Here is a 12,093-nt window from a genome sequence, read left to right on the forward strand (position 1 = left end):
CCGTACGGAGCGTACGTGCACGGTCGCCCTCCGTGCGCCGGACCGAGTCCCGGGCGGGGGAGGGGGCGCCGGGGGAGCCGTTCCGTCGGCCGACCCCACTGACCGGGGAAAATGCGGTTCGGGGGCGCCTCGAACCCCTGGTAGAGTTGTCCATGTCGCCGCGGGGAACACCCCGAGGGCGGCGAAACACCTGGTCCGGGTGGCGGAATGGCAGACGCGCTAGCTTGAGGTGCTAGTGCCCTTTATCGGGCGTGGGGGTTCAAGTCCCCCCTCGGACACAACCACTGACGATACGGATTCGAGGGCCTCGACCTTACGGTTGCGGTCCTCGTTTCGTGTTCGTAGCTGATGGTGATGCCGAGGGCTTCGTAGAGTGGCCCTTTTGTGTCGGTGCTGGCTGCGTGAATGTGTTGTGCGATGTCTCCGAGGCCGTCCGTGATCTGTCGGATGCGGTGGGCGTCGAGCGGTGGCTCCTTGTGTCGGTTCGCGTGAGGGAGCGTGTCGAGCTGCTTCTGGGCGCTTTCCTTGTCTCGGTGCGCTGCGTTGATCCATTGGCTGACGACGGCCGGGTCGGCGCCGGCGTCGAGGGCTGCCTGGTAGCGGGCGAGGCGGCGGTCGCAGTCCTTGATCGCTTTGCGGGCTTGGGCCTGCTCGGGTGTCTGCGACTCGGCGGCGCTTGCGGCGGCGCTGGCCTGGGCCAGGGCTTGGATCGTGGCGGTGAGCCGGTCGGGTGTGAAGGCGCGGGCGATCCACTGGTCCAGGGCCTGGCACACGATGTCTTCCCGCAGGTACACGGTGCGGGGGTGGTCGAGGCCGGGGTGGAGTGCTGCTTCGTGCTCGGTGAACTGGCACCGGTAGTAGACGCGGTCGCGAATGGTCGCGGGCTGCATCTTCCGCCCGCACAGCGCGCAGCGGACGCGGCCGCGCAGCGCGTAGGGGCGGGCGCTGGGTTTTGCGGCTCGTTCCTGTCGTCCCTGGTTGCGGGCTCGCTGTTTGCGGAGGGCTTGGACGGCGTCGAAACGGTCGGGGCTGATGATCGCTTCGTGGGCGGGTTCGTTGGAGCGGATCCACTTCTCGGTGGGGTTGTGTGTCATGCGGGTGGTGTGGCCGAGGGTGACGTCGTCGATGTCGAGGAGGCGTTCTTCCTTGCGTTGTTTGTTCCAGACCTCGTAGCCGGTGTAGCGGGGGTTGAGCAGGATCGCTCTCACTGCACCTTGCTGCCATGCGACTTTCGCCCGGTGGGGGTTGCGGCCCGGGTCGTGAGCCGAAGGGCAGGGGACTCCGTCGCGGGTGAGGCGGGCGGCGATGCCCTTGTCGCTGAGGCCCTCGAGGTACAGGGAGAAAATCTGCTGGACGACGGGCGCGGCGGTGGGATCGGGTTCGAGTCTGCGGATGCGCTGGCCGGCGGCGGCTTTGCCCGGGTTCGGATGTGGTCCGGCGTCGGCGATGCGGTACCCGTAGGGAGGGCGTCCGCCGAGGTAGCGGCCCTGTAGTTGGGCCTGGGAACTCATGGCTGTCCGCACGCGGATTTTGATGCGGTTGCGTTCTCCCTTGCTCATGCCGCCGAAGACGGACATGACGAGGTCGTGGGCCTCGTTGTCCGGGTCGATGGGGCCGCCGACCTCGGGCACCCACAGCGGGATGCGGAAGTGGACGAAGACGGGGAAGGTGTTGCCGAACTGGTTTCCGTAGAAGGTGCGTTGAGGCTCCCCGATCACGACCGCGTCGAACCCGCGTCCGGGATCGCGCAGGGCTTTGAGGAGTTCGTTGGCGCGGGGGCGGCGCTGCCAGGGCAGGGCGCGACTGTGGCCGATGTCGAAGTACTCGGCGACGATATGGCCCTCGGCGGGTTCGATGAGGGCGCGGGCGCGGGTGAGTTGCCAGTTCCGTGAGGCTTCGGGGTCTTGAAGGTCCTCGGTGGAGCAGCGTCCGGCGAAGGCGAAACGGATCACGAGCGCTGAGACCTCCACGGCGGTTCGGTGCAGTGGTTGGGATACGTGAGTTGATGGCGTTCTGTCCTACCCGGAGGGGGCGAGAAGCGCCAGCGGACCCTCAGCCCTGTGGTGCACTGCCGCCTGCTCTCGGGCAAGCCTGACTCAGGTCGCCGCCAAGTACGCGAAGGAAATCCAAGAGGCTGGTGGCGACGGACTCGGTCACGAGAGGCGGCTCAGCAGGGAGGGTTACGTCGACCTCCCCGGGGTTGCCTGCACCGGATCGGTGCTCAGGTGCGCGCCGGCTCATGCTCTTTGGCGCCGTGCGGTTGCTGCTGACATGACCTTCATGGAGGTGTCGTACGGCAGATTTGTCGCGCTCAGGGCATTCCGCGCTACACGGGCCGTGGTGCGTCCCTGCTGTGTCGAATCACCACAAGCGAGAAGCTTAATGGCAGGTGGGAAGTACGAAACTGATCTTTGACCTGTGGTTATACGGGTTTGGCCGGCCTCGGTCGGAGCGGAGACGAATCCTGCCCTTGGCCAGGCTTGTGCGGGCCACGCCCCGGGCAGAGAGCTCGCATGGTTGATCTGACCGAGGAATGGGCCACCCAGGTCGCGGAGGCCGAGCTCAGCAGAACGCTTCCACGGAGGTGGGCACATACGCAGGGAGTGGCCAAACGCGCGGTCAAAGTAGGTCAGGTTCTCGGCGACGACGCCGGCCTCCTCGTCGCTGCCGCCACGCTGCACGACGTCGGGTACGCGCCACGGCTGGCCGTGACGGGGTTCCATCCACTGGACGGAGCGCGGTTCCTTCGGGACGAGCATGGGGCTGACGAGCGGTTGGTACGGCTGGTGGCCAACCACTCGTTCGCGCTTCTGGAAGCCGAGGAGCGGGGGCTGCGGGAGGAACTCGCGAGCGAGTTCCCCTTGCTGGAGGAGCGTCTGCTGGTGGACGCGCTCGTGTACTGCGACATGACGACGACGCCCGACGGCGGCCGTACGACTGCCGAGGAGCGTGTCGCAGAGATCCTTGGTCGATACGGAGACGACAGTGTGGCCGGGCGGTTCATCCGGCGGGCGGCGCCGGAGATCTTCTCCTCCACCAAGCGGATCGAGGCACTGCTGGCGGCTTAGCCGAGGTAGGGGTAGGTGCCGGCGAGGTAGTCCCCGATCTGTTGGCGCATGCTGGGGTGGATGTCGTAATGGTCCAGGTCGGCGGGCTGGACGAAGCGGACGCCGTCGGCTTCGTCGTTGATCGTGGGTGCTCCTCCGGTGGGGCGGCCAATGTAGGTGTTCTCGTACTGCTGGCGGATCTCGCCGTCGGTGTAGGCGACGATGTGGTTCGGGTTGGTGTAGACGCCGAGGAAGCCGGTGATCTCGGCGATGATGCCGGTTTCCTCCAAGCACTCGCGGACGGCGCACTGGGCCGCGGTCTCGCCGATGTCCTGGGCCCCGCCGGGGAGCGCCCATTGGCCGGTGTCGCGGCGGCGCTGGAGGAGGATCGCGCCGGTCTCGTCGACGACGAGCAGGTTGCTGGCCGGAATGAGGGTGTTCGCCTTCGGGGCGGTGGGGTCGTTGTAGTACTCAGTCCTGCCCATGGTCGGCGGTCCTCTCCTGGTCGGGTGCCCATGGCCGCGCAGCGGCCCAGACGGCGTCGAAGCTCTGAGCGTAGTTGTCGAACCACCCTGTGCCGTCTGCCCTCTTGAGGTGGAGGAGGGGGTTGGCGCTGGCCGGTAATCCCCAGATGTGGGGGTTGACGAGCAGGTTGTCGTCATAGCGGAACATGGACGTGTAGAGCGTGGTGTCGTGGAGCCGTACGGCGCACCCTGGGTCGCCCAGCAGGGGCCGGTAGTACGTCAGTGAGGCGCGGATCTTGGCGGCGAGGGTGTCGCCGATTCCCTCCTCGTGGCCCCGGAGGGCGACTGCCTGCCCGCCCGGGTCGCCGAAGCACAGGCGCACCCGCACTCCCTCGGCAGCACGTTCGGAGAGCATCTTGGCGACGTGGGGGTTGGACTGGGCGAAGAAGGTGCCGGAGAAGACGAGGACGCCGATCTCGTGCCGAGCCTCTCGCAGCAGCGCGAGCCAGACGTCCCGGGGCACGCTGGCCCTGTTCTGGTAGGTGCCGACCAGTTCGGTACCTAACCCGTCCCGCGGCTGGCCGGGGCGCTTGGATGGCTCGGGCCAGAGGAAGGTCTCTTCCACGCGCAGGTGTCGCGCGACGCGGAAGCGGTGCCGGGCATGGGGAATTCGCCCGCCCAGCCACCGGCTCACTGTTTTGGGATCTACCTCGCAGATTTCGGCCAGCGAGTCGGGCGAGACGCCGCGTTGGCCGAGCACAGTGCGCAGTCGGTCGTTCACAGCAGCCATCGAATCGGCGCACCGCGTGATCGCGCAAGGACGTTTTGGGACGCGGTGGCTGAAGTGCAACCATGCCGACTGCCTACTCTGGCGGCATGGAGCTCTTCGTCCTGTGGGACATCGACCACACCCTCATCGAGAACGCGGGGGTGAGCAAGGAGATCTACGCTACTGCCTTCGCTGCCCTGTCGGGGCGCGAGCCCACGGAGCCGGCGCGTACCGAGGGGCGTACGGATCGACTGATCATGCGCGACATGTTCGTCCGCGAAGGGCTGCCCGTACCTGACTGGCACTTCATCGAGAGCGCGCTGGCCCAGGCTGGGGAAGCGCGCCTGGAGGAGTTGCGCAGGCGCGGGACCGCCCTGCCCGGTGTCCATGAGGCGCTGAAGGCCGCCTCCGCTCAGAGCGGTTGGGTCTCCTCCGTTCTCACCGGCAACATTGCCGCCAACGCCCGTGTGAAGCTGTCCGCGTTCGGCCTCGAAACGCTGCTGGACCTGACAGTGGGCGCCTACGGAGCGGACGCTGAACTCCGTCCCCATTTGGTCGCTGTCGCCCGCGAGCGCGCGCAGCGGCTTCATGGTGTTCCAGCTGACGTTCCCACGGTCCTGGTGGGGGACACCCCTCGTGACGTGGAAGCGGCTCTGACCACGGGCTCCGGGATCCTCGCTGTCGCCTCCGGCATCCACACTCCGGAGGAACTGACCGCGGCGGGCGCTGCTGACGTCCTGCCCGACCTTTCGGACACGAAGCGTGTCCTCGGCATCCTGGAGTCTTTCGCAGGTCACTGAAAACGTCCCAGGACGTCCTCGGACCGTCCCTGAACGCGGTGCCGGGGTCCCCAGGCAGAAAGCCAATATCAGGCTCCCAACAGGCAGTCAGCCGAAGGAGCCGATGTGATCGGGGAAGTCACCGGGATCAGGAAGATCCGCATGCTGTACCTGCAGCTGCTCTACCGCTGCAATTTCACGTGCCTGCACTGCTTTCACGGCAAGCGGCTCCAGTACGCCGACGCGTTCACCGCCGAGGAAGCCGCGAGCCTCCTCACCCTGATGCGGGACGAGTACGGTACAGAGGCCGTGACCCTGCTCGGCGGGGAGCCGTTCGTCCACCGGGACCTCGCGCAGGTCGTCCGCCACGCCAGGGAGGAGCTGGGCCAGCGCGTCGAGATCTGCACCAACGGGTACCGGATCGAGCGCCGCCTGACCGAGATCGCTCCGCACGTGGACCTGCTCAGGGTCTCGCTGGAGGGCGTCGGAACGACCAACGACGGCATCCGGAGACAGGGCAGCTACCAGAGCGCCCTGAACTCGCTCAGCCTGGCGCGGGACCTCGGCGTTCCGACGGGCGCGACCATGACCGTCACCTCCCGGAACATCGACGAGGTCATCCCTCTCGCAAGCGTCTTGGCGCAACTCGAGGTCCGGCAACTCAAGCTCCACCACCTGCGGCCGGTGGGCAACGCTGCCGACCACCCTGAACTGCTGGTCACCGCCCCATCCGCCTACGGCCGGCTCCGCGAAGAGCTCGCGTCGGCCGATCTGCCCTTGGAGGTGATCGTCGACGAGGACCTCTCCGAGCACGGCGCCCCGCAGGTGTGCGCACCGTCTGACGGGCCTCGCGAGATCGACCGCATCGAGGCCGACCCGCGCGGTGCGCTGACTATGTCCTGCAAGGCCGTGGGCAAGGACGCGCATGCCTTCTGGTACGAGAAGGCGGCAGGACGCATCGTCCACAAGCCCTCTGCCACAGACGAGCTCACTCTCGCGGTGCCGGACGTGGTGTACGGCCGTGCCTGATCACCCGCGTTTCGAGAGCCTGGAGGGCTTACGCGGCACCGGCAAGTCCACCCTGGCGCCGATGCTGGCCGCCGCCCGACAAGCCGTCCTTGTCGCCACCGTCCCGTCCCTCTACCAGCCGCTCAGGCACGCGGTGGACGAGCGGACGAACGTCGAGGCGCGGATGTGCCTCTACCTTTCCGCTCTGTTCACCGCGGCCGAGGAAATCCTGCACCATCTCGACGCCGGCGTCCCGGTCGTCGTCGAGAGCTACTTCGCCCGGTGCCTCGCCACCAACCGGGCTCTGGGCGCCCGGCTCGGTATCACCCTGCCGAGCTGGCTGCCGACACCCGTCACGTACCACCTCCTCTGCGACGACGACGAACGACAGCGCCGCCTCGCTGGACGGAACAAGCCGGCATCGCGATGGGACGCACTGATCGAGACGGTCACGCACCGGGTGACGGACGCCTACACCTCGTTCCCGATGCACCGCGTTGATACCACGGGGCGCAGCCCCGACGAGGTCCTCCGCGTGATCACGGACACCGATACGCAAGGAGCGCACTCCCATGCAGACACAGAGCCTGTGGGAGCACACCCTCACCTTCTTCCCGCAGTTCCTCGCCACGTTGCGGGAACGCGTCGCCCATGACGCCACTGTCGCGGTTGTCGGCGCGAGCGACGGCAAGTTCGTCCTGCCCCTCGCCGCTGCCGGCTACCACGTCGTCGCCGTCGAACGCGACTCGGTCGCCCTGCACGGGGGCGACGTCCACCTCCCGGGTGACAGCCAGGCACACGCGTTGGGCCTGATCGATCGACTGAAGCTCGAAGAACTCCACGAACGCGTACAGGTCGTTGAGGACGACTTCCTCGACGGCGAACCCCTGGGCCTGCAGTGCGAGGCGGTCTGGACGAGCTGCTCGTGGCACTACAGTGCCAACCACCACCGCCCGCTCGCCGAGTTCATCGACCGCATGCAGCGCCTGGTCCGCCCGGGCGGTGTGTTCGGCGCGGAGTTCATGATGCCCGTCGAGAGACGCCACCACATGATCGAGCACTACACCTCTCCCGAGCGCCTTCGCTACCACTTCCTCGGCGACTGGGAGGTCCTGCTCACCCTGCGCACGACCGAGTTCACCGAGCGGCCCCACGTCGGTCAGCTGCACGACCACACCCACCGCATGGGCCTGCTCATTGCAGCCCGGATGTCCGCCCTCACCGACCACTTCTGAGAGAGGGACCCATGAAGCACGAGTACGAGGCGAAGTTCCTGGCCGTCGACGCCGCCGGCCTCCAGGCCAAGCTGACTGCCCTCGGCGCCGTCCAGGCGTTCCCCCGCACGCTCCTCACCCGCAAGATCTTCGAGAACGACTCCCTGGATGGCGGGGCCTGGATTCGGCTGCGTGACGAGGGCACCCGCTCGACGCTCACGCTCAAGCAGGTCACCGACGCCACGACGATCGACGGCACCAAGGAGATCGAGACCGAGGTAGCCGACCTGCACGCCATGACCGACATCCTCCGCCGGGTTGGCCTCACCGAGGTGCGCTACCAGGAGAACTACCGGGAGGAGTGGCGCTTGGGCGAGGTCGCCTTCGACTTCGATACCTGGCCCGACCTTCCCACCTTCCTGGAGATCGAGGGACCCGACGAGGAGTCGGTGCGGCAGGCCGCCTCGCTGCTGGACCTCGACTACTCCGAAGCTCGGTTCGGCAGCGTCGACGAGATCTATAAGAGCGAGTCCGGCCGCGACATCCTCGCCGAACCCACCCTCCTGTTCTCCGACGCCGAGAAGCAGGGAGACCCTTCCGTAACGGCGCACGGCTGTTGATCATGGAGGCGGACGAGCAATGCTGACGGAAGTCGCCTTACAGCACAGGGTGATCCCGGGGATCGCCGAGTTCGCGCGCGGAGGGCTGCCCGCACCGGCGACAACCGACGACGGTAACGAATGGGTCGACGGATTCTGCTGGCTCTACTGCGGGCAGCGGTGGACGTGCGTCCTGTGGATCGGCCCCGCCCGAGTCGCTGGCGCCCAGGCGCCGATGTACGCGTGCGGCCCCTGCATCCGCGAGCTGCAGGAACGGGTCTGGCAGTCCCTTCTCAGCAAGGACCGGCCGGAACGCTCCGCTCGGCCGAGCGAAGCCGCCGCGGTGGGACGGCCGACCTCCGGCAGGAGGACCGGCAAGCACCGGGGCCAGCGCAAATTCCTCCGCCGAGGCTAAGCCCCCGCCCTGGTCACCCAGGTGCTCCGCCGTCCCCCGCGGCGCGAGCCCCGTGACCAGGGCGGGTCTTGGCGTGCACCCCTTCGACCGAGAACTACGCTAGAAACGGGCCCGTTGCTTCCCCCTGCCTGCGGCGCCGGCCCCCCAGCCAGAGGTTCGAAGGGTTGATCCTCTTCTTCCAGGGCGGCGATGCGCCGTTCCAGCTCCTCTCGGCTGGGGCTTCCTCGGCGTCGACGATGTGGCCATTTGGGGCTACGGAAGTTCGCCAGCGAGGCCCTTCGTGGAGGTCACGACGCCCATGATCACCCGGCCTCGTAACTCAGACCTCTACGACGTCCCGCTGCTCACGTTCGGCTGACCGGCAGAAGCCGGCGAATCCACGGGTGGCCGGGCGAGAGCACCTTGATCGCGTCCGCCAGCCAGGCGCGTGCTGGAGCGTCAAGCAGCGGGAGCACAGCTTCGAAGTCGGTCTCGTCCTTGTCCCGGGTCGCTCTCGCCTTGTAGAAGAGTTGGACCTCAGGAGCGAGATACGGGATGCCCGTCTCGCTCGTCCGCCCGAGCTGGTCAATCGGGAGCCGGATCTCCGGGTTGCGCCGCGAGACCCACTGGATGCCCTCGGTTTCGTCCAGCATGAGCTGCATCGACCAGGGGGCCTCCGGCGTGCGACGGCACCAGATATCGTGGAGCGGCGGCTGAAGGGCCTCTTCAGGAAGCCACGGGCGAAGCTCCCCCTGGCCGGGCGGGTCCGCCACGTACAGGTCCCAGCCCGTGAGGAGATCCCGTAGGTAGGCCTGGTCACGCCGGAGGACGAGGACGTCGAGATCGCCGTGTGCGCGTAGCTCACGGCCGACCGCGAGTTCGATCGCGTAACCACCAGCGATCCACCACGGGAAGTTCGCCTTGACGAAGACCGCGGCCACATCTTCGGGACGTTCCGGTACCCAGCGCCCCAACGCGTCAGCACTCACCCGCTCATATTCCCAGTGGCCAGAGAGGGCACAAGCGAAGGCGGAGCGGGCCGGTGGTCGCGCTGGAGTGCCGTGCCCCTGGTTGGTCGCTTGCGCTCACAAACGCCATTGAGTATCAGGGGCACCGGCGATTCGAAGCTCCAAGGGGCGCTTGAGAGTGCATCAGAAGCTTCCGCTGGCGCGCTCGCGCCGTTGGCGGGGCTGCGGTGAGAGTCGTTGCTCGCACGGTTTCGTTCATGGGAAGCCCGCGTGTGATCGAAGCAGTGCTTTGGAATGAGACGGCATCTTCTTTCCTGCCCCCTTTCGGGGGATCCGCAAGTTCTCGTCAAAGGGGTGGTCCGCTCTTCGCCGGACAGCGGTGTCGTGGTCGTGGATCAACCACGACCGACAGGAGCTGCCGTCATGGCGCCACTGCTGTTCACTGCACTACACCTGCTTCCCTTCGCTACGGACGCCAGCTCTCTGTTGGTCGGTGAGGTGCGCGCTCATGTTCGGCCAGGGCGAGGTCGACATAGGCGTCCAATGGGGGCGCGTCATGCTGCTCGAGGTGGTCGATCGTGATGCGGCGACTGAACCATGGGGCTGCAATCGTTCTGTGGCGCTGGACGAGTTTCACTTCGGATGCCCCTTCTCGCGCTCGAATCGCATTGAGATGCGCGCTTGAACAACTGGGTTGTGACCCTGAGGTGATCAGCGACACGGTTCTAGCCGTCTCTGAGCTCGTTGCGAATGCCGTCGAGCATGGCCGCGGACCGTATGAGCTGCGGCTGCGCCAGGCCAACCAGCGGATTATCTGCGAAGTCGAGGACCACGATCCCTGCCTACCGGAAATCGAGCATTTTGCGGCGGCTTCTCCATATCCCCCTCGGGAAGAGGACCGAGGTGGTGGGCTCGACGCATTGTGCTCTCGGGTTACAGAGCGCGGGCGTGGTCTTCAGATCGTTAACGTGATCACCGGCGGGTGTTGGGGATTCCTACCGACATCCAACGCAACAAAGTCAGCCTGGCTGATGATCCCACTCGAGTGACACCTCAGTCAGCGTGCGTCGGATCGTGGTGCGTAGGTACCTGGACGCCGTTCCTCGCGCGATCGGGTGAACTTGATTGCGTTCAATGAGAGCGGGACTGGCCATCAACAAGTCTGGACTGGCGAGGAGTTGACACGCAACCGCCGTGCTCGGAGTTCGCCCTCCGGCACGGATCGCGACAACTCCTCGCGGTTCGCTCGCTATACGTGACATGTGGGGAAACGGAGGCTGATCACGATGAAGTCTGGAAGGGTCACATGGGTAACACTGGCTGCGCTGCCGCTCGGGCTGGGCCTTAACGCTTGCACCAGTTCAGCGGGAGCCCCATCACTACCAGCTTCGGCTGCTGTGTCGCCCCCGACTACAGGCAGCACGGCATCGATTGATGGACGGGAGGCGGTGGATGCTTACCGAGCCATGTGGAAGGACCTCGTCGTGGCGGCGCAGACATCAGACGCAGAGCATCCCCAGCTTGATGACCACGCCACAGGTGATGCGCTCGAGCTTCTCAAGCACATGATGCGGGACGGCAAAGCAAAGGGGGTCGTCACGAAGGGCGAACCTAAATTTGCTCCAAGAGTTGAGAATGTCCGCTCAACAACAGCCGTGATCAGCGATTGCGCGGACGGTACTGCCTGGCTGCGGTATACCGAGACGGGAGAATTGGAGAACGACACCCCGGGTAGCCACCATCTGGTCGATGCGAAGGTCGTCAGGCAGGGAGGCCGGTGGCTAGTCGCGACGTTGTACATCGATGAGGCGGGCACGTGCCTGGGCTGATCATGCGATGGTCACGTGGTCTGCTGGTGACTGCAATTGCCTCTTCTATCTGCGGCTGCCCGATGTTCGCTATGGATGCAACAGCGGACGATGGATTCGGGGCGGGTGCAAGCCTCAGCTGTGAGGGCGCGGGATGCAATCTCAAAGCGGCCCGGAACGCGGTAACTCGGCAGCACCAAGGCCAAGAGCACAAGCCAAATCGAGACCGTGTCGTCAAGACAGGGCCACAAGGCGCTGATGCCTTCGTTGTAGAGCGTCCTGTTGGTACTCAGCTGGGGTTGCGTCCTCCTATCGATCTTCCGCAAGTTGGACCGCAGGGGCGGCCGGCGCCGGTGGAGGACGCATTTGATGTTGTTCAGGCTGCGCAGCAGGCTGTGGCGAGGTTGGACCTTCCTTCCCCTGTAATTCATACGAGTCCGGAGGAGGGCTTCGTCCAGGTGGTACACGTGCCTACCTGGATGTGGGTGGGTGGTTCGCATTGGCGGCCAGTTTCGCAGACGGTGCAGGTCCCGGGCGTGACGGTGAAGGCGACAGCACGACCGCGTCGGGCACTTTGGTCCATGGGCGACGGGTCCACCGTCACGTGTTCCGGCCCCGGGACTGCGTACACCCGTGACTTCCCGGCAGAGGCCGAGTCTCCGGATTGCGGTCATGTCTATACGCGGGCCTCTACGGCCGAGCCCAGCCGCAAGTTCACGGTCTCCGTCCGGGTGGTCTGGGACGTGGAGTGGACCGGTGGTGGGCAGTCCGGTGTGGTGCGTGGCCTTGAGACCGAGGCGGAACGTCAACTGACGGTGGACGAGGTTCAGGCCGTCGTCGTGCGCTGACGGACTTGAGCTGGGTCGGCGTGAGCCGAGCCTGACGGTGCTGCAAGCACGGCTCCTGAGAGCCGATCTCCCAACCTGTGAGGTGATGGATGGGGACCTCTGTGTCTTCTACGCCCGTCAAGGGTGCCAACCTGCCCGGTGCACGCGGAGTCGGGCCGGATCGGCCCCCGGCCGTCGGCGCCTCTACGCGCCGTA

Annotated in this window: 14 protein-coding genes and 1 tRNA gene; 11 read left to right on the forward strand and 4 right to left on the reverse strand. The window is 66.4% G+C overall.

Features of this window, described 5'->3' with window-relative positions; all coding sequences use genetic code 11:
- The first annotated feature begins 193 nt into the window (after nt 1–193).
- Nucleotides 194–278 (forward strand) — tRNA-Leu (locus QRN89_RS29155).
- On the opposite strand, the gene QRN89_RS29160 is transcribed toward QRN89_RS29155, so the two are convergent.
- A complete protein-coding gene (locus QRN89_RS29160) occupies nt 243–1,952 on the reverse strand; it encodes a recombinase family protein (protein ID WP_290352405.1) in 1,710 nt (569 codons plus the stop codon). The two genes, QRN89_RS29155 and QRN89_RS29160, sit on opposite strands and share 36 nt — an antisense overlap.
- Before the next feature lie 561 nt (nt 1,953–2,513).
- Between QRN89_RS29160 and QRN89_RS29165 the strand changes: the two genes are divergently transcribed.
- Nucleotides 2,514–3,068 (forward strand): HD domain-containing protein, encoded by a 555-nt coding sequence (locus QRN89_RS29165; protein WP_290352406.1) that lies wholly within the window; start codon nt 2,514–2,516, stop codon nt 3,066–3,068.
- On the opposite strand, the gene QRN89_RS29170 is transcribed toward QRN89_RS29165, so the two are convergent.
- The gene (locus QRN89_RS29170) at nt 3,065–3,532 is read right to left on the reverse strand and encodes an NUDIX hydrolase (protein WP_290352407.1); all 468 of its coding nucleotides are present in this window, start codon (nt 3,530–3,532) and stop codon (nt 3,065–3,067) included. The genes QRN89_RS29165 and QRN89_RS29170 overlap by 4 nt on opposite strands.
- Complete coding sequence (locus QRN89_RS29175; protein WP_290352408.1) at nt 3,519–4,292, reverse strand: XRE family transcriptional regulator; 774 nt, start codon at nt 4,290–4,292, stop codon at nt 3,519–3,521. The genes QRN89_RS29170 and QRN89_RS29175 overlap by 14 nt, the downstream gene beginning before the upstream one ends.
- A 95-nt stretch (nt 4,293–4,387) precedes the next feature.
- Here QRN89_RS29175 and QRN89_RS29180 point away from each other — a divergent pair, with 95 nt between their 5' ends.
- From QRN89_RS29180 to QRN89_RS29200, 5 genes are all read left to right on the forward strand, one after another.
- Nucleotides 4,388–5,080 (forward strand): HAD family hydrolase, encoded by a 693-nt coding sequence (locus QRN89_RS29180; RefSeq protein ID WP_290352409.1) that lies wholly within the window; start codon nt 4,388–4,390, stop codon nt 5,078–5,080.
- Between the two features lie 105 nt (nt 5,081–5,185).
- Nucleotides 5,186–6,088, forward strand: coding sequence for a radical SAM protein (locus QRN89_RS29185; RefSeq protein ID WP_290352410.1), 903 nt, complete (start codon nt 5,186–5,188; stop codon nt 6,086–6,088).
- On the forward strand, nt 6,081–6,722 hold the full coding sequence (locus QRN89_RS29190) for a P-loop nucleotide/nucleoside kinase family protein (RefSeq protein ID WP_290352411.1): 642 nt from the start codon (nt 6,081–6,083) through the stop codon (nt 6,720–6,722). The genes QRN89_RS29185 and QRN89_RS29190 overlap by 8 nt, the downstream gene beginning before the upstream one ends.
- A complete protein-coding gene (locus tag QRN89_RS29195) occupies nt 6,640–7,302 on the forward strand; it encodes a class I SAM-dependent methyltransferase (RefSeq protein ID WP_290352412.1) in 663 nt (220 codons plus the stop codon). Before QRN89_RS29190 ends, QRN89_RS29195 begins: the two co-directional genes overlap by 83 nt.
- Before the next feature lie 11 nt (nt 7,303–7,313).
- Nucleotides 7,314–7,901, forward strand: coding sequence for a class IV adenylate cyclase (locus tag QRN89_RS29200; RefSeq protein ID WP_290352413.1), 588 nt, complete (start codon nt 7,314–7,316; stop codon nt 7,899–7,901).
- Nucleotides 7,902–8,639: 738 nt separating this feature from the next.
- Here the strand turns inward: QRN89_RS29200 and QRN89_RS29205 are convergent.
- The gene (locus tag QRN89_RS29205; protein WP_290352414.1) at nt 8,640–9,263 is read right to left on the reverse strand and encodes a nucleotidyltransferase domain-containing protein; all 624 of its coding nucleotides are present in this window, start codon (nt 9,261–9,263) and stop codon (nt 8,640–8,642) included.
- Between the two features lie 487 nt (nt 9,264–9,750).
- Between QRN89_RS29205 and QRN89_RS29210 the strand changes: the two genes are divergently transcribed.
- From QRN89_RS29210 to QRN89_RS35635, 4 genes are all read left to right on the forward strand, one after another.
- Nucleotides 9,751–9,927: a hypothetical protein gene (locus QRN89_RS29210; protein WP_290352415.1), complete on the forward strand. Its 177-nt coding sequence runs from the start codon at nt 9,751–9,753 to the stop codon at nt 9,925–9,927.
- Between the two features lie 22 nt (nt 9,928–9,949).
- Nucleotides 9,950–10,291 carry an ATP-binding protein gene (locus tag QRN89_RS29215; RefSeq protein WP_290352416.1) on the forward strand — a complete coding sequence of 114 codons (342 nt, stop codon included), beginning with the start codon at nt 9,950–9,952 and terminating at the stop codon, nt 10,289–10,291.
- A 435-nt stretch (nt 10,292–10,726) separates the two neighbouring features.
- Nucleotides 10,727–11,071, forward strand: a complete 345-nt coding sequence (locus QRN89_RS29220) for a hypothetical protein (RefSeq protein WP_290352417.1) — start codon at nt 10,727–10,729, stop codon at nt 11,069–11,071.
- A 560-nt stretch (nt 11,072–11,631) separates the two neighbouring features.
- Complete coding sequence (locus tag QRN89_RS35635) at nt 11,632–11,898, forward strand: hypothetical protein (RefSeq protein ID WP_356948666.1); 267 nt, start codon at nt 11,632–11,634, stop codon at nt 11,896–11,898.
- Nucleotides 11,899–12,093: the final 195 nt, after the last annotated feature.

The organism is Streptomyces sp. HUAS CB01 (genome assembly GCF_030406905.1).
Classification (GTDB): Bacteria; Actinomycetota; Actinomycetes; order Streptomycetales; family Streptomycetaceae; genus Streptomyces; species Streptomyces chengbuensis.

Excerpts from the sequence above, each read along its gene's own strand:
- QRN89_RS29200 (WP_290352413.1), top strand. The coding sequence starts at position 7,314 with ATGAAGCACGAGTACGAGGCGAAGTTCCTGGCCGTCGACGCCGCCGGC.
- QRN89_RS29180 (WP_290352409.1), top strand. The coding sequence starts at position 4,388 with ATGGAGCTCTTCGTCCTGTGGGACATCGACCACACCCTCATCGAGAAC.
- QRN89_RS29210 (WP_290352415.1), top strand. The coding sequence starts at position 9,751 with ATGTTCGGCCAGGGCGAGGTCGACATAGGCGTCCAATGGGGGCGCGTC.
- QRN89_RS29195 (WP_290352412.1), top strand. The coding sequence starts at position 6,640 with ATGCAGACACAGAGCCTGTGGGAGCACACCCTCACCTTCTTCCCGCAG.
- QRN89_RS35635 (WP_356948666.1), top strand. The coding sequence starts at position 11,632 with ATGGGCGACGGGTCCACCGTCACGTGTTCCGGCCCCGGGACTGCGTAC.
- QRN89_RS29170 (WP_290352407.1), bottom strand. The coding sequence starts at position 3,532 with ATGGGCAGGACTGAGTACTACAACGACCCCACCGCCCCGAAGGCGAAC.
- QRN89_RS29165 (WP_290352406.1), top strand. The coding sequence starts at position 2,514 with ATGGTTGATCTGACCGAGGAATGGGCCACCCAGGTCGCGGAGGCCGAG.